Consider the following 15946-nt stretch of genomic DNA (forward strand, 5'->3'; position numbering starts at 1 on the left):
GGGTAGGGGGGCTTTGTAACTCAACGGGGCGGATGCTCGGCCGGCACCCACTCAGGCGTGGTTCTGTCGGTGTGCCTTGACCGTGTTCTTCATGAGCATGGCTACCGTCATGGGGCCCACGCCGCCGGGCACCGGGGTGATCTTCGAGGCGAGCGGCGAAACCGAGGGGAAATGGACGTCTCCAGTGAGGCGATACCCCGTCTTTTTGCTCGGATCGGGAACGCGGTTAATGCCCACGTCGATGATGACTGCTCCGGGCTTGACCATGTCGGCGGTGACGAATTCGGCGCGGCCAATCGCGGCGATGAGCACGTCGGCTTGGCGGGTGAGCGCGCCGACGTCCTTGGTGCCGGAGTGGCAAATGGTAACCGTGCCGTTGGCGCCGGCCTTTTTCTGGAGCGCGAGCAGGGCAACGGGTTTGCCGACGATGAGCGAGCGGCCTAGGACAACGACGTGTTTACCCTTCAAGTCGGTGCCCGAGCGGGCGAGCAGTTCCATGATGCCGGCGGGCGTGCAGGCGACGAAGCCGGTGTCGTCTTCTTGGGCAACCTTGCCGATGTTGAGGGTGTGGAAGCCGTCGACGTCCTTGTGGGCGGCCAGGCGGCGGAAGGCGGCGGGCTCGTCGAGGTGTTTGGGCAACGGCGACTGGACAAGAATGCCGTCCACGGTCGGGTCGTTGTTGAGCTCGTCGATGAGCTTTTCGAGTTCGACCTGGGTGATGCTCGCCGGAGGTAGGATGATCCGGCTCTCGATGCCGATGGCGGCGGCGGTTTTCTGCTTCTTCGTCACATATGAGACGGAGGCCGGGTCTTCGCCTACACGCACGAGCGCTATGCAGGGCTTACGGCCGGCTAGAGCGGCCACTTGGGTGGTGAGTTCGGCGACGATGTCAGCCGCGATTTGGTTACCGTCGATCAGTTCCATGATGTAAAAATGAGGAGCCCACGAAACCCACAAAACACACAGACGAATTCATGACTTCGAATTCCGTGTGGTCCGTGTGTTCCGTGGGCAATAAGTTCGGGGTTCGGGATGTTTAGCGAAGCTGGAGGCTTTCGGCGACGACCACCATCTCAGTGCTGCCGGGGACGGAGCGGGCGGTGCCGTAAACGACGACGGTGCGGTCCACGTATTTGTTGAGCTGTTCGGTGGCGAGCAGCTTGCTGATGTCCACGTAGGCGTAGCGGGCGCCGGCGTCGTCGGTGAGTTGGAACTCGTAAGGACGGCGGGGGCGCAAGGGGTGGTAGGTGGAGGCAAATTTGCCCTGGAATAGGCGGGGTAGAACGCTGGATCCACCGTCACCGACAGGGGCGGCACGGCCGATGTTGACCACGGCTGGGGTGGGCGCGGCGGCGGTGGTAGGAGCGTCCTTAACGGGCGCCGGGGTCACTGCGGCTGCCGGTGCTGTCGCCGGCGACTTGGCCGCGGGTGCGGGAGGGGTTGCGGGTTTGGCGGGGCTCTTGATGAAGCCGGTCACCGGCTTGCTGAGGCGGAACTTGGTCCACTTGCCGCGGTAATCGATGATCTCGGTCTGGTCGCCTTTTTCGGCGATCGCGAAGACGGGCGAGCCGGTCTTAGGCTCGGTCAGGTAGGGCGAACCGGGGCGCACGTCGAGCGCTTTGGAGACGTCCTTGTTGGAGGCATAAACTTCATGCGGACCGGCGAGAGTGACGGCGGTCCAGCCAGCGGGCACATTGGAGCCGTCCACCGTGATGACAGGCTCAGTGCCAGCCTTCAGCGTGGCGAGGACCGTGGAAGTTGCATCGGCTTTGGCATAAACCGGTGTGGCTTCGGTCAAAGGTGCGGCTTGCAGGCCGATGTTGAGGGCGCCGAAGACGGCGAGGAGAAGGGTGGTGGACTTCATGATTTTTTAGCGGTGCGTTGAGCAAGGGCGACGGCGAGCGGGTGGTGGCCGGGGTCCTTGAACAGAGAGTTAATTTCTTTGATGGAAAGCTGTTTCATTGCCCGCATGGGAATTCCTTTAAGAGGGAAAGAGCCGATCTGGTACCGGCGGAGGCGTTTTACATCGTAGCCGAGTTTGCCGAAAAGCACGCGGATCTCGCGTTTTTTGCCGTGGTGCATGGCGACGTCCATGCTCTCGGACTCCTCGCTTTTGCCGGCGTTGACCAAGGTGGCGTACTCGACCTTGAGGTGTTCACCTTCATGGGTGAGACCGCGGATGAGCTGGGAAATGCGCGACTGCGGAAAGGGTTTTTTGAGCGAGACGAAGTAGCGTTTAACCACCACGTTACTCGGGTGCATCAAACGGTGCGCGAGGTCGCCGTCGGTGGTGAGGATCAGCAGGCCCTCGCTTTCTTTGTCGAGGCGGCCAGCGCAGAAGAAGCGGAATTTGGAGAACTCACGGGGCAGCAAATCGAAGACCGTGTCGGGGTTGAACGGATCGTCGTTGGAGCAGACCAAGCCGCGGGGCTTGTGCATCGCCAGCGTGATCTTGGGTTGCGGGGCAACGTGTTTGATCGACTTGCCGCTGACGGTAACCTTGTCCTCGCCAGGAGTGACCTTTTGGCCAGGGATCGCCTTTTTGGCGTTCACCCAGACTTCGCCTTCACGGATCAGGACCTCGGCATCACGGCGCGAGCAGATGCCGGTTTCGGCTAGGTATTTTTGCAGACGGATAGGCTCAGGTTCGCTCATGAGCGAATGAGTTGGCTGTAAAGCGCAGGCCGACGCAAGCCCGCGTGATGCAGATTGCAACTAAGGGCTTGCGGGCGAGTGCGGCGGGCGCTCAATTTGGGTTTTTATGTCCGCTCCCGAAGCCACCTCCACCTTTTCCAAAGACCGTCCATTCCCGGCCAAAGTGACCGAGAATCGCCTGCTGAACAAAGTCGGCTCTGCTAAAGAGACCCGCCATATTATCGTGAACTTGGGTGATAGCAGCCTTTCGTATAAGGCGGGCGATTCACTTGGGGTGTTCCCGTCGAACCGTCCCGTTGAAGTGGGCGAGATTATCGAGTGCATCTGCGCCACCGGCGACGAACTCGTTTCCCCGGCCATGCTCAAGCTCGCGACGCCGATCACCCTGATTGAAGCGCTTTCGCATCGCCTGGCCCTGTCCAGTCCGACCTCGAAAATCCTTAACACGCTTAACGCCAAAACCACGGACCCCGTGGAGAAAGCCAAGCTTGAGGCCCTGCTCAAGCCCGAGGCCAAGGAGGCTCTTACCGCCTATCTCGATGAGCGTGAATACGTCGATATCCTGGCTGAGTTCGCACACACTAAACTTACGCCTCAGGAGCTGGTCGACCACATGCGCAAGTTGATGCCTCGCCTGTATTCGATCGCCTCTTCGCCGCGGATGCACCCGCAAGAGATTCATCTCACGGTTGCCATTGTGCGTTACACCACCAACCACCGCGAGCGTCACGGCGTGTGCTCGACGTTCTTGGCCGACCGCGTGCGTTTGGGCGAGACCCCGACCCCGATCTTTGTTTCCAACTCCCACTTTGGCCCACCCGAGGACCACTCCAAGGACGCCATCATGGTCGGTCCGGGGACTGGCATCGCGCCGTTCCGCGCTTTCTTGCAGGACCGCGTCGCCGCCGGCGCCACGGGGCGTAATTGGGTGTTTTTCGGTGACCAGAAGAGCCACACCGACTTCCTCTACCAAGAGGAGTGGGAGACGTACCTCGCTGATGGTAAATTGACTCACCTCGACCTCGCTTGGTCGCGCGACCAGTTGCTTAAGGTTTACGTGCAGGATAAGATGCGCGAAAAGGCCGCCGAGCTTTGGTCGTGGATTAACAACGGTGGCCATTTCTTCGTCTGCGGCGATGCCAAGCGCATGGCCAAGGACGTCGATGTCGCCCTTCACGATGTGATCTCTCAGCAGGGCGGTATGACCATCGAGCAGGCTACCGACTACGTGAAGCAGATGAAGAAGGACAAGCGCTACCAGCGCGACGTCTACTGAAGCCACGCGCACCCTCGGAAATCTCAAACGCCGAATTTAACACTCAATAAATCACCCCTTCGCCCCGTTGGTCATCTCGCCGATTGTTTGGCTTTTGTACCTTTGGTCTTTGGGATTTTAGAAAAAACATGACCTTCACGAACCGCACTGCACTCGTCACCGGCGCCGGCCGCGGCATTGGTAAAGCCATTGCTGAAAAACTCGCCGCCAGTGGCGTCACCGTCATTTGCGTCTCCAAATCGGCCGAGTCCTGCGGGGCGGTTGCTGCCGCTATCACCGCTGCGGGTGGCAAAGCCGTGGCTCGCGCCGTCGATGTCTCCGACGGTGCCGCTGTCGCCCTCGCCTCCGCCGAGCTGCTCAAGGAGTTTGGCAAAATTGATATTTTGGTAAATAACGCCGGCATTACTCGCGACGGCCTGTTGGCGCGTATGTCCGACGACGACTGGAACGCGGTGCTCCAGACCAACCTGAACAGCTGTTTTTATTGGACCAAGGCGATTGGTTGGCCGATGTGCCGCAGTCGCTGGGGCCGCATTATTAACATTTCCTCGGTCACCGGCATCATGGGCAACGCAGGCCAGGCCAACTACGGTGCGGCCAAGGCCGGCATGATTGGCTTTACCAAGTCCATCGCCAAGGAATTCGCCAAGCGCGGGGTCACGGCCAACGTGGTTGCCCCCGGCTTTATCAAGACCGATATGACCGCCGAACTCAGCGAAGAGGTGCAGAAGGGCGCGTGCGCTCTCATCCCCATGCAGCGCTTCGGTGAAGCTGCCGATATCGCCAACGCCGTCGCTTTTCTCGCCTCCGAAGAATCATCCTACGTTACCGGCCAAGTTTTTGCCGTTGACGGCGGTATGGCGATGTGACCCTTTTCAACCCCTCAGCAAATACTACTATGGCCGACCAAAAAACCATCGAACAACGCGTCAAAGAAATCATCGTTAATCAGCTTAACGTGAACGAAGAGCAGATCACTCCCCAGGCCTCTTTCCTGGATGATCTCGGCGCCGATTCTCTCGACACTGTCGAGCTGATCATGGCCTTCGAAGAAGAGTTCAAGGACGAGATCAAGGGCGAAATCCCCGAGTCCGACGCTGAGAAGCTCACCACCGTGGGCCAAGTCGTTGAGTACATCACCGGCAAAGCCGCTGCCAAGTAATCGACTTCTGTCTTTTGGCGTTCTACCGAGCCTCTCACGAGACTGTCCGGTAGGACGCCTTTTTTTTGGGCCACGCCGACCTGTTCGATGCGGTAAATCCCGCCTCTGTCTGTGGCGATCACTGCCTAGACTGGCCCTCCACACCCTGTTTCATTGTTACTTTTATCCTCCATGGAAACTCTCCCTGCCTCCCAGCGCGTCGTTGTTACCGGTCTTGGGGCCATTCACGGTCTCGGCCACGACGTGGATTCTTTTTGGGCCAGCCTGCTCGCCGGTAAACCCGGCATCGATCGGGTTTCGCTCTTCGATCCGACCGCTTTCGCCACCCAAGTCGGTGCCGAGGTTCGCGACTGGAATCCGGAGCTTTTCATGGACCCAAAGGAAGCGCGTCGCAATGACCGCTACACCCACTTCGGCTTCTGCGCCGCCAAGCAGGCTTTTAAAGACTCCGGCCTCGATATGGCGCAAGAAGACCCCGACCGCGTTGGCGTCGTCATCGGCTCGGGCATCGGCGGTATGATGACCTATGAGACGCAGCTCAAAAAACTCTTCGACGGCGGCCCCCGCAAGGTTTCGCCTTTCACCATCCCAGCCCTTATTGGCAACATCTGCTCGGGCATGTTTGCCATCGAGATTGGTGCCCGTGGTCCCAATTTCGGCATCGTCTCAGCCTGTGCCACCGGCACCCACGCCATCGGCGAGGCCATGCACATGATCAAACGTGGCGATGCCGACGTGATGATCGCCGGCGGTGCCGAGGCCGCCATCACCCCCTTTGCTTACGCCAGTTTCTGCTCGATGCGCGCCATGAGCACGCGCAACGACTATCCCGCCACCTCCAGCCGCCCCTTCTCCTTGGGCCGCGACGGTTTTGTCATGGGCGAAGGCGCGGGCGTCCTCGTTCTCGAATCCCTTGAGCACGCGCAGAAACGCGGTGCCCGCATTTACGCCGAGGTCGGCGGTTACGCCGCCACGGCCGACGCCCACCACATCACCATGCCCGATCCTGAGGGCAAAGGTTTGGGCATGGCCATGACGCGCGCGCTCAAGGCTTCTGGCGTGACCCCCGACCAGGTGGACTACATCAACGCCCACGGCACCAGCACCCCGTACAATGACAAATTTGAAACGCTCGCCATCAAGCGGGTGTTTGGTGATCGCGCCAAGTCCGTCGCCATCAGTTCGACCAAGTCCATGACCGGCCACCTCCTTGGTGCGGCTGGCGGCATTGAGAGTGTGATCAGCGTGAAAACGATCCACACCCAGTCGATTGCGCCGACGATCAACCTTCACGAACCTGATCCTGAATGCGACCTGGACTATGTTCCTAACGTGGCACGCCAAGCCAAGGTGAAGGTCGTGATGAGCAACAACCTCGGCTTCGGTGGTCAAAACGCCGCCGTGGTCTTTAAGGCGCTTTGATCTGAACTCCGCGCTTTGCGCGGTTGCCAAACATCTAGCCCGTAAGCGGGATTAGACGTTTGGCTCAGCTCACGCAGGTTTACGCGCGCTGCGCCAGATCATCAGCACCCCGCTGCCGATTAGGAAAATCGAATAAAACGAGCCCCGGCTCAGCCCAAGAATGGGCGAAATGCCGGCGTCGGGCTCGCGGAAAAGCTCCCCGATCATTCGCACTCCGGCGTAAACGACGAGGAATTCACCGGCCATGCGCCCTGGTTGGCGGGCGGCTACATCGGTGCGCCAGAAGCGCCATTGCATCAACGCAAGCAACAGTGCGCCCTCCAATGCCGCTTCGTACAGCTGCGAGGGATGGCGTGGCGGGATCAGAGCCAGCGGCAGTCCACTGTGGTCGCTGTCGGGGAAAATCACCGCCCAGGGCACTTCGGTGGGTTTCCCCCAGAGTTCGCCGTTGATGAAATTAGCAATGCGCCCCAGCAGCAGCCCGAGGCCTGTGACTGAGGCGATCAGATCGGCCAGGTGGAAAAAAGGAATGCGCTGGCGGTGGGCGAACCACGCGATCGCCACGGCTACTCCGATGAAGCCGCCATGGCTGGCCATGCCGCCTTGCCAGATTTTAAACAGGGCAAGTGGGTCGGTTCCCAGCGAGCGCCAGCCCTCATAAAGCAAAAAAGAGCCCAGCCGGCCTCCGACCATCACGCCGATGACCAGCGCGATGATGAAGTCGGGCACCAGCGCCGAGGGCAGCCGGGATCGCCCGGCGCGGGCATAGGCGTGCAGCAGAAGGCCTCCCCCGACAAAGCCCAGCATGTACGCCAAACCGTAATAACGGATGCCGATGGTATCGGTGAATTGAACAACGAACGGACTCAGGTTGTGGACCCAGTAGGCGAGGAACATGAAGAGGAGGGCGCAGCGAGATTTTTAAGGACGGCTTGAGCTGCTCGGGAATGGGTAATCGACCGAAGGCGACCGGTGGAGTCGAGGAGTTTAATGTTTAGGCACGGTGTGTTTTTCGACAGTTCCTGTGGGTAGATAAATGCGAAATCAAGGCACCGGATTTTTTTACCGCGAAGACGATCCGAAGGAACGCGAAGTGGATAAATTCAATTGATTAACAAGTGATTGCGTTGTTTTTCGCGTAACTTCGCGAGCCTTCGCGGTTCAACCCGAACGCCGAAGTTGGAGTGCGATTTAGTGGAGGAAAGAGGCGGTAGTGGCTAAGTGCAGGCAGTCATAACGCAGGGCGATAGAGGGTCGGAATCCAACTTCGGCGGAGTTGGCGGACGCCACTGCAAGGCGGCATCAATGAGGGGCTTGTGTTTTGAAAGGCCACCCCAGGCTTGCGACAGTTTGACGGCGATTTGTTTGCCGGCGAGCCCGAGGATCGCACCGGCGACGAAGACCTGGCTGCGCAGGGTGGCAGGTTGGCGGTAGGGCTTTTCGGGCGTGACTTGACGCTGGTAAAGACTGAGCAGGTTGAAGGCGTAGAGTACGCCGAGGAAGGCGGATTCGGTGCCGAAAAACTCGCGCACACAAAAGCCGTCGGCCGCCAGATCGTTTTTGAGTTCCTCGATACGCTGCTCGATGCAGGCCCGCCCGTTGTAGTCGCGCCAGATGATCTCGGCGGATTCGCAGCGATTGGTGACGAAGATGCGGAAGGTGTAGCCGGGCACCTCGATGAGCCTACGGCCGACCGCCGATTTGTCCTCACGCTCGCGCTCGCGCAGCACCACGAAGCGTCGCGTCACGGTCCATCCGTGCAGTTTTAACCAAATCTCGCCGACCGCATAGTTCTCGTCGAGTGCGGTCCATTCGGTCAGCCCGGTGCAACGTGCCCTGATCGAGGACGTCATACCATTTTGCATTCAAACGCATTAAAACCCGACCCCCACCGTGATCACGTCAGTAGCGATCCATCATCTAACCTTAAAACAACTGGAGTTTTTAACCACTAATGACCACTAAGATACACTAATCCAGAAGCGGCGAATTCCTTGTTTTTATTAGCGGCTATTAGCGTCCATTAGTGGTTAAAACGATTTGTTTGTATGTCTTTGAACGCGAAATGGTATCATGCGGGCGACAACGATGTAGGGCAGCTTTTTTCCTCCAAAAAAGAGAGAAACCCGTTCTCGCAAAAACCACTATCGGCGCGAACGCAGGCGATTTTTAATCCCGCCGGTGCCAGCGCTAAGGCCTCCTGTAAAAACGCGACGACCCCGCGCGCCGAGCCGCAATTACCGCTGCGCAACCAGCCATGTAGAATAAACTGCGCCTCGGCCAACACCGCCAGCAGCGGGTGGTGACTCGCGCGGCCCTTGCGCTTCGGATTGTAGCCCTTGCGCGCGCCCTCCTGCTTGCCCTCCCGCAAAACACCGTCGAGTCCAAGTCCAGGTGAAACCCGCCTGCGGGCACCACCACTAGGGTAAGCAAACACGACCATAGCGGCCGCCAAAACTCCTCGATATGACGCTGGGTAAACCGACGGAAGAAGTCGCGCACCGTGTCGTCGCCCGGGAATCGCGGGATGCCGAGCAGCGCATGCAAGGCCCTGTCCCCGCGCAACCAATCGACATGCGCAAAGCGACTGGCCCCGGTCACCACTGCGAAGAGAAACGCCGTCAATGTATGCTCCAACGGGATACCGTTGGGGGAAGTCAGCGCCGGGAACGGCATGGCCTGCGCCACGCGGGCCCCGAAGCCGATCTGCTGCAAATAAACGATGAAGCTGCACAACCCTCCGAAAGGCGTCACTGCCTTGGCGGTTTCGTCCACGACCACTTTCGCGCCCCCAAACAATGGGGTGACTGGAGTGGCGTCTGTTTTGTGGGCATCTGTGGTTGTGGTTTTTTTTGTCATTCAACCACCCTACAATGAAGCGCTTTCGTGATTCCACTCCTGACTCAACTTCGGAGTTCAGGTGTGCGACCATGAAACTAACAACCATAACAGTGAAAGTCTGTTCGGCCGAATTTAACGATTCGCGGTCGAAGGGCCCGGTCACGGATGCAGGCCGCGAGGCCTCGCCGGAAAGCACGACCGTGTGCCCGAACCAGTCAGCCGCAACGAAGGTGAACCCCATCCAATGAGCTCCGTTACCGAAACAACCGACGAGTCCAGCCGCTACCTGAACGGTGAAGCCTGCAAGGATCGGAAAAGGCAGTCTCGCAAAGACGTAGGACCTAAATCGTTGATTTCCGATCAACACGTCGGCGGAGTCAGCGGGGGCGGCGGGGTGGGAAAGGTCGTTAGGTTAAGTGGTGAGACCTGCGGCGGTGGGGCGTCTTGCGATGCCTCAACCACCGGCACAAGCGCGGCAAAACCTCGTAAGGCCGGACGGGCCGTGGCAGGAGTCGGAGACCTCCATAGTAGTGATGATCTAGCGGACATTAAAACCGCCGGGGAGCGAAGGGAGGGCACTTGTTCCCACGCATCACAGAGCGGCAAAGGACCCGACGATGGCTGGGGTGATGAACTCTGGATAAAAACGTCACCGAAGGTTCGGAAGCTGCAACGTGTGCTATATCGGAAAGCAAAAGCGGAGCCGCATTGGCGGTTCTATAGTTTGTATGGAGAGCTGTATCGGCAGGACATTCTGTCGGATGCGCTCGATCAGGTGATCGCCAATGACGGCGTGCCGGGAGTGGACGGGTTCGAGGTGGAAACGCTCGCAAAGAACGAAGCCTATCGGGCGGCATGGCTGCTTGCGCTGGCGGAGGAAATGCGAACGAAAACCTACCGACCCAGTCCGGTCCTGCGCGTCTATATATGGAAGGATCAGGCCAGGACCAAACGTCGTGCGCTGGGCATCCCTACGGTGAAAGACCGGGTGGTGCAAAGCGCGGCGGTGATCGTGTTGCAGCCAATCCTAGAGGCGGACTTCCATGACCATTCCTACGCCTACCGGCCGAAACGTCGGACCCATCAGGCGATGGATAAGGTCAAGGAAGCCATGCTGAGCGGAAAGGTGGAGGTGGTGGACGCGGATTTATCGAGCTACTTCGATATGATCCCGCACCGCGAACTCCTGCAATTGGTGGCCAAACGGGTGAGCGATGGGAGCGTGTTGCGTTTAATAAAAACGTGGCTGCGCGCACCCATCGTGGAAGAGGACCGGGATACGGGGTGCCGCAAGGTGCTCCCGAACCGGTGTGGCACGCCGCAAGGCGGAGTCATCTCGCCACTACTGGCGAACCTCTACCTCAACGACCTCGATCATGCGGTGAATGAGAAGTGCGAACAAAAGCCGACGATGGTGCGTTACGCCGACGACCTCCTGATCCTGTGCAAACCGGGTCAAGGGGCGGGGCTGCAAACGCGACTGAAACGGTGGCTGGAGGCACGTAAGTTAAAGCTCAACGAAGAGAAAACCCGACTGGTGGATACACGAAAGGAAGGCTTTGAGTTCCTCGGTTTTTCCGTCGCATGGCGGCAAGGCATGAAGAGCAAACGAAGATATCCGCACGTGGAACCCAGTGCGAAAAGTCTGGCCAAGTTACGCGACAAAGTGCGGATGGAGCTAGATGTGCGAACGCGCAACCAACCGGCGGTGGCGGTGGTCCGCAAGGTCAACCAAATCACTCGCGGTTGGGCGACGGCGTTTCATTACGGCAACAGCACGCACGTGTTTAGTAACCAGCAGGCTTTTGTGCGCAACCGGTTGCGGCGGTGGCTGTGGCGAAAGTATAGCCGCACCCACGGACTCTTCGAGTTCTTCACCGACGACCGTTTGCATGGTCAATACAAACTATGGCACTGGCCGCTTACGGCGGCTTGGAAGCAATGAACTCCGCTGAAACCAAACCGAAAGAATGGGGACTCGGTAAGCCGTGTGCGGGAAAACCGCTTGCACGGTTTGACGAGGGGGAGGGTCGCGCTGACGGGTTACCGACGCGCGGCTCTCTCTACTCTACTAAACGGCCAAACTCCAGACCTTGAGCTCACGCTCAAGGCCACGTTCGGGCGGGTTAAGGCTGGAGTTGGCCTTTGCCCGGCGAGGCTTTGGCTTGGCGTGGCTTCGTGCGTGAGCACGAGGTGCTTTTTCTGGCGGCGGGGCGCCTGCATCCTTGAGCTCACGCTCAAGGCCACGTTCGGGGGATTAAGGCTGGAGTGCGCCTTTGACCTCCGTGTCGTCCGTGCTGTGCCTCAAACCCGCTCACCACCCCGATCTCGTTACGGTTTAAGCGGGGCGTCGTAGATGAGTTGCAACTCGCCATTGCCCACGGTCCGCCGACCCACCGCCAAATCCCCCGGACTGGCCCAGTTGCACTCACCGGTGGCTTCGTCGCCGATCACATAGGCGACGAACTCTAGCTTTGGCCCGCCTTCACCCTCAGCCCAATACTCCACGAGCCCGTCCCCCGTGAGCACGGGTTGACCGCCGACACTGTGCAGTGGGAAATCCACAAACCCCTCCAGCGCGCGTGCAACCAATTCGCTGCACAAAACCTTATCCGCATGGGCGAAATCAAAATCGTAGTCGTAGGGTTTTCCCACCTGGTCAAAAGCCCGCGCCACCATTTCTAGGCGCTGGACCGGACGCAGCTTGGGCCGCAGCACTGCCACCGAATCCGCCTCGCCGATCGTGCGCTCAAGTGAGGTCAACCCTACCCCATTTCCTTCTACGCTGATGACCGCCGCGTGGTGTCCGCTGGCTTCGGGTGTGGCGAGTTTTTCTAAGTGCCGCTGGACGCGCATGTCTTGATCGAGCGCGCTTTGCTCCAATTGCCCGGTCGTGCCGACGTAAAGTGAGAGTTGCGACCACGCGCCGGGCAGGTGTCCGGTGGCGCGATAGCCGTTGGCTTTGGTGAGCAGGATGTCGCCTGGCTGGAGAAACGGCCGCACTTTTTCCACCCATTCGGGAGTGATTAACGCCTTGCCGTGCTTGGGTTCGCGCGGTGCCAGGGGCGTGAACAATTCCGCCCGCGCCGCGTCGTCGAGCCGCAGGTTCCAACGGTTGGCGAGGTTACTGGCGGCTGCCGCGGCGGTTAACTGCAATGTCTGGGCGCGAAGTCGGCTGGTTTCATCGCCGAGACGGGTGTGATTTTGGTGGCCCCAAGCCAGGCGCCGCAAGGTGGTGTGGTAACGCAGTACGCGCGCTTGGCGTTGCAGAGGTGCCAGCGACGCTGAGGCGGCGGCGGCGGCCGAGGTCGATTCGGTCCAACTGGCGCTGGCCGTTGGCGTTGACGGCGCTGCAACTTCTTCGGTGTTGAAGCTCGCCAGTTCGGCGAGCACCACGGCCAGCTTCTGTTCGTCGTCGGTTAATTTTTCCTCCAATTGGGCGGGGGTGAACCGGGAAAAATCGGGGGCGTTTCCGCGAAAAAATTCGATCGGGGAAACGTAAATGAGGGCGGCCGCGCAGCTCGCCACCACCAGTAAGCTCGCCGCCCCCAAGCCCTGGGTCACCGCGCCCGGCAGCGGATACCGCACGCGCAGTCGCTGCCGAAGCTGGGTTTGGCCCAAAGCCAACATGCCGCCGAACAGCAGCAAACCGGCCCACACGACCGCCACCCACAGCTGGCAATAGTCGCGCACCCAATACGTGGAAAACCCGCACCAAAACCCATAAACGGGCAGGCCCCAGAGGAGCCGATTGAGCGCGGGGGAAAAGTCGCCCGGGGCCGGAATCCACAGGGTCAGGGTGCGGATCGCCAGCCACGGGGCGAGTTGGCCGAGGATGCCGAACAGCGTGAGGATCAGGCGCAGCCAGAGAACAGGGCAGAGGCGCTCCGCACCGCGTTTCAGGCCCGCAAGGCGGCGCACAAGAAACCAGGCAATCGGGTGGGTGGGTTTGGGCTTGGCCATGAAATGGGGAAAACGGGGGACTCGGGCTGATCGAAAAAAGTAGCGCAGACTTCCAGTCTGCCTCCGACACGAAAGCTAACCCAAAGTGGCTCAGACTCTAGTAGGTAGTAACATTTAAAGAATCGGATCGAACGTAGTGCGGTGCTTCAGCCCGCATCGGTAATGGCAGTTGGCAATCCGTTGCAAACCTGCGGGCTAAAGCACCGCACTACCTCAGAATTCAATCGGGCAAGATTCAAGTCTCTGCTACTAGGGCTGGGCTACTTTTTCAGCGTTTTTAGGTAGGCGACCCACTCGGCGAGCACGGTTTCGGCGACTGCGCTTTGCACGGAGATGCGGTTAAGGCCGGCGCACACCACTCGCCCCGTCACCACCCGCCAGCGGCGCGCGCTCACGCGGTGGGCGATCGCCCAATAGGCAAACGCCTCGGCCACCCCCTGCGCCTTCGCCGGTTCGGCGTAGCCGGTGGTGGCCACCGCCATGTCGGCCCCGAATAAGCGAACCGCCCCTTGCGCCATCTGCGTGGCGACGGCGGCCGACACGCCGTTAACCGGGGTCGCGGCCGCGCGTTTTACCCCGAGGAGTTTAACCTTTTGGTCGATGCTGTAGGCGGTGATGCCACCGAGAAAAAAGCCGGACGCGCCCGGCACGGCGGTAATCGCGGCCTGGACGCGGCCACCGGTCAGGCTCTCGGCCACGGCAAGGCGCAGGGCCGGCTGGTGGCTTAAGCAGAGGGTTTTGAGTTCCCGGGCGAGGGCTGTGGGCATGGGTGGTGGGTTTATTTCTTCGCGGTGGTGCGGCGCAGCTTGGCCAAGCGCTTGCGCAGGCGCCAGCGGTGGCTTTTGGCCACGATGTAGCCCACGCACTTGGGAGAACCGCACCGGCAGGGGTGCTGCCGCCAGTTTTCCACGTCGAAGCCGTAGTCGAAGGAGAGTTCCTCGCCGGCGGCAATGTCGCGGCGCGCGGAAATCCAGATGCGCCCGCGGACTTTTTCGCTTTGGCAATTGGGCTCGCAGGAGTGGTTGATCAGGCGTGCGGTGTTCCACTCCATGTGGCCGTCGAGGTCGTGGCGTTTATTGATCTCGAAAATATAAACGCACCCATCGCCGCCCTCGGCTTCGCGGGCCGCGCGTGCGGCATCGCGCCGCTCGGATTCGGCCTTGGTGATGCGTTCGCCCTCATACTCCATGATGCGCGTGCCGGACGGGATATCGCGGCTGGCCCGAATGCCCTGACCGTGTATCGGCGACTGCCATACGTGTGCCCATTCCGAGGTCGTTGCGGCGCGAACCGGGGCGGCCGGTTTGGCTGTGGCGCCTTTCTTTTTAGCGCGTGCGGGGGCGGCGGGCGCGGCAGGGGCGGTTTTTTTTTTGCTCATGTCGTGAGTTCCAGGCCCACGGGGCAATGGTCGCTGCCCATGACTTCAGGGGAGATCCAGGCGCGTTTGAGGCGTGGTTGCAGAGCGGCGGAGGCTAGGAAGTAGTCGATGCGCCAGCCGATATTGCGCGGCCGGGCTCCGGCGCGGTACGTCCACCACGAGTAGTGGCCGGGGCCCTTTTCAAAAAAACGGAAGGTGTCGATGAAGCCGGCTGTGAGGCAGGCGCGAAACCCGTCGCGCTCCTCGTCGCTGAAGCCGGGGTTGCCGACGTTTTCCTTGGGGCGGGCCAGGTCGATGGGTTCGTGGGCGACGTTGAGGTCACCGCAGACGATCACCGGTTTGGTTTTTTCCAGGGTGCGCAGGTGGGCAAGGAAGTCGCGGTCCCAGCGCTGGCGATACGGCAGGCGCGCGAGCTCGTTTTGGGCGTTGGGAAAGTAGACGTTGACCAGATGGAAGTCGGCGAACTCCGCGGTGATTACGCGGCCCTCCTGGTCGTGTTCCTCGATGCCGATGCCATAGGAGACGGCGAGCGGGGCGTGGCGGGTGAAAATCGCCGTGCCGCTGTAGCCTTTTTTCACCGCGCTGTTCCAAAACACCGAATAGCCCGCGGGCCACTCGATGTGTTGCACGTCGCCGGGGTGGCACTTGGTTTCTTGCAGGCAGACGATGTCGGCGCGCTCGGGGCTAAGTTGGTCGAGAAAGCCCTTTTGCAGCACGGCTCGCAGGCCGTTCACGTTCCAGGAGACGATTTTCATGAGTGGGCCGAAGCTCGCGCCCCCGCCGCGCGGTTTCAACTCAGGATTCACTCACGCCCCACTCCCGAAGAGCGGCGTTGCCAGCGGGCGTGGGTTCCGCCCCATTGTTCGCTCAAATGTCCGTGTTTACTCACCTTCCGCTCGGTCAACGCATCCCTCCCAGCCTGCATGGCGTCTCCGCCAGCCTGCCGACCATGCGCGATGTGATCGGTTACGAGGAAAAAGACCCTGCTGTCACTCGCCACCTGACCTCTGGCTACCCGCGCTTTGTGGTGCATCCTTTTTCCAAACAAGCCGGCGCCTACCTGCTTCGCACCCTTGGCTTGGCCGGGCACAGCGTGTGGCTCACCTCGTCGATTCGCGCCGCCGAACAACTCCGCTTGCATCTGGGCGAACCTGCCGCGCTGCTGCCTGCCGAGGCCGCGCTCACCGGTATGCCCGACGGGGTCAGGCCGTGCTTTGTTGGTTTTGGTAGTTCGTAAATGTTGCCATCA

16 protein-coding genes are annotated in these 15946 nt (G+C 60.4%); 6 read left to right on the forward strand and 10 right to left on the reverse strand.

The genetic code is table 11. The annotated features are described in order from the left end of the window. Window positions 1–51: 51 nt before the first annotated feature. From H2170_01115 to H2170_01125, 3 genes are all read right to left on the reverse strand, one after another. A complete protein-coding gene (locus H2170_01115; GenBank protein ID MCS6298692.1) occupies window positions 52–924 on the reverse strand; it encodes a bifunctional 5,10-methylenetetrahydrofolate dehydrogenase/5,10-methenyltetrahydrofolate cyclohydrolase in 873 nt (290 codons plus the stop codon). Window positions 925–1036: 112 nt separating this feature from the next. Beyond that, the gene (locus tag H2170_01120) at window positions 1037–1864 is read right to left on the reverse strand and encodes a hypothetical protein (protein ID MCS6298693.1); all 828 of its coding nucleotides are present in this window, start codon (window positions 1862–1864) and stop codon (window positions 1037–1039) included. After that, window positions 1861–2655: an rRNA pseudouridine synthase gene (locus H2170_01125; protein ID MCS6298694.1), complete on the reverse strand. Its 795-nt coding sequence runs from the start codon at window positions 2653–2655 to the stop codon at window positions 1861–1863. Before H2170_01125 ends, H2170_01120 begins: the two co-directional genes overlap by 4 nt. Before the next feature lie 106 nt (window positions 2656–2761). On the opposite strand from H2170_01125, the gene H2170_01130 reads away from it, so the two are divergent. From H2170_01130 to fabF, 4 genes are all read left to right on the forward strand, one after another. Next, window positions 2762–3931, forward strand: coding sequence for a sulfite reductase subunit alpha (locus H2170_01130; protein MCS6298695.1), 1170 nt, complete (start codon window positions 2762–2764; stop codon window positions 3929–3931). A 128-nt stretch (window positions 3932–4059) separates the two neighbouring features. Next, entirely contained in the window at window positions 4060–4800 is a 741-nt protein-coding gene (gene fabG / locus H2170_01135; protein ID MCS6298696.1) for a 3-oxoacyl-[acyl-carrier-protein] reductase, read from the forward strand. A 29-nt stretch (window positions 4801–4829) separates the two neighbouring features. Beyond that, the gene (gene acpP, locus H2170_01140; GenBank protein MCS6298697.1) at window positions 4830–5093 is read left to right on the forward strand and encodes an acyl carrier protein; all 264 of its coding nucleotides are present in this window, start codon (window positions 4830–4832) and stop codon (window positions 5091–5093) included. A gap of 171 nt (window positions 5094–5264) precedes the next feature. Further along, window positions 5265–6515 (forward strand): beta-ketoacyl-ACP synthase II, encoded by a 1251-nt coding sequence (fabF, locus tag H2170_01145; GenBank protein MCS6298698.1) that lies wholly within the window; start codon window positions 5265–5267, stop codon window positions 6513–6515. 69 nt (window positions 6516–6584) lie between these two features. On the opposite strand, the gene lgt is transcribed toward fabF, so the two are convergent. The 3 genes from lgt to H2170_01160 form a co-directional block, all read right to left on the reverse strand. Further along, window positions 6585–7412 (reverse strand): prolipoprotein diacylglyceryl transferase, encoded by an 828-nt coding sequence (gene lgt / locus H2170_01150; protein MCS6298699.1) that lies wholly within the window; start codon window positions 7410–7412, stop codon window positions 6585–6587. Window positions 7413–7732: 320 nt separating this feature from the next. After that, window positions 7733–8368 carry a transposase gene (locus H2170_01155; GenBank protein ID MCS6298700.1) on the reverse strand — a complete coding sequence of 212 codons (636 nt, stop codon included), beginning with the start codon at window positions 8366–8368 and terminating at the stop codon, window positions 7733–7735. Between the two features lie 218 nt (window positions 8369–8586). Continuing rightward, complete coding sequence (locus H2170_01160; GenBank protein MCS6298701.1) at window positions 8587–8952, reverse strand: transposase; 366 nt, start codon at window positions 8950–8952, stop codon at window positions 8587–8589. Window positions 8953–9600: 648 nt separating this feature from the next. Between H2170_01160 and ltrA the strand changes: the two genes are divergently transcribed. Continuing rightward, window positions 9601–11301: a group II intron reverse transcriptase/maturase gene (gene ltrA / locus H2170_01165; GenBank protein ID MCS6298702.1), complete on the forward strand. Its 1701-nt coding sequence runs from the start codon at window positions 9601–9603 to the stop codon at window positions 11299–11301. 386 nt (window positions 11302–11687) lie between these two features. Here the strand turns inward: ltrA and H2170_01170 are convergent, their stop codons facing one another. The 4 genes from H2170_01170 to xth form a co-directional block, all read right to left on the reverse strand. Continuing rightward, window positions 11688–13319: a hypothetical protein gene (locus tag H2170_01170; protein MCS6298703.1), complete on the reverse strand. Its 1632-nt coding sequence runs from the start codon at window positions 13317–13319 to the stop codon at window positions 11688–11690. A 260-nt stretch (window positions 13320–13579) separates the two neighbouring features. After that, window positions 13580–14086, reverse strand: a complete 507-nt coding sequence (locus tag H2170_01175; GenBank protein MCS6298704.1) for a CinA family protein — start codon at window positions 14084–14086, stop codon at window positions 13580–13582. An 11-nt stretch (window positions 14087–14097) separates the two neighbouring features. After that, window positions 14098–14697 (reverse strand): SET domain-containing protein-lysine N-methyltransferase, encoded by a 600-nt coding sequence (locus tag H2170_01180; GenBank protein MCS6298705.1) that lies wholly within the window; start codon window positions 14695–14697, stop codon window positions 14098–14100. Further along, the gene (gene xth, locus H2170_01185) at window positions 14694–15452 is read right to left on the reverse strand and encodes an exodeoxyribonuclease III (protein MCS6298706.1); all 759 of its coding nucleotides are present in this window, start codon (window positions 15450–15452) and stop codon (window positions 14694–14696) included. Before xth ends, H2170_01180 begins: the two co-directional genes overlap by 4 nt. Window positions 15453–15568: 116 nt before the next feature. On the opposite strand from xth, the gene H2170_01190 reads away from it, so the two are divergent. Next, window positions 15569–15934 (forward strand): hypothetical protein, encoded by a 366-nt coding sequence (locus tag H2170_01190; GenBank protein MCS6298707.1) that lies wholly within the window; start codon window positions 15569–15571, stop codon window positions 15932–15934. Window positions 15935–15946: the final 12 nt, after the last annotated feature.

This window comes from Opitutus sp. (assembly GCA_024998815.1).
Taxonomy (GTDB): Bacteria; Verrucomicrobiota; Verrucomicrobiia; order Opitutales; family Opitutaceae; genus Rariglobus.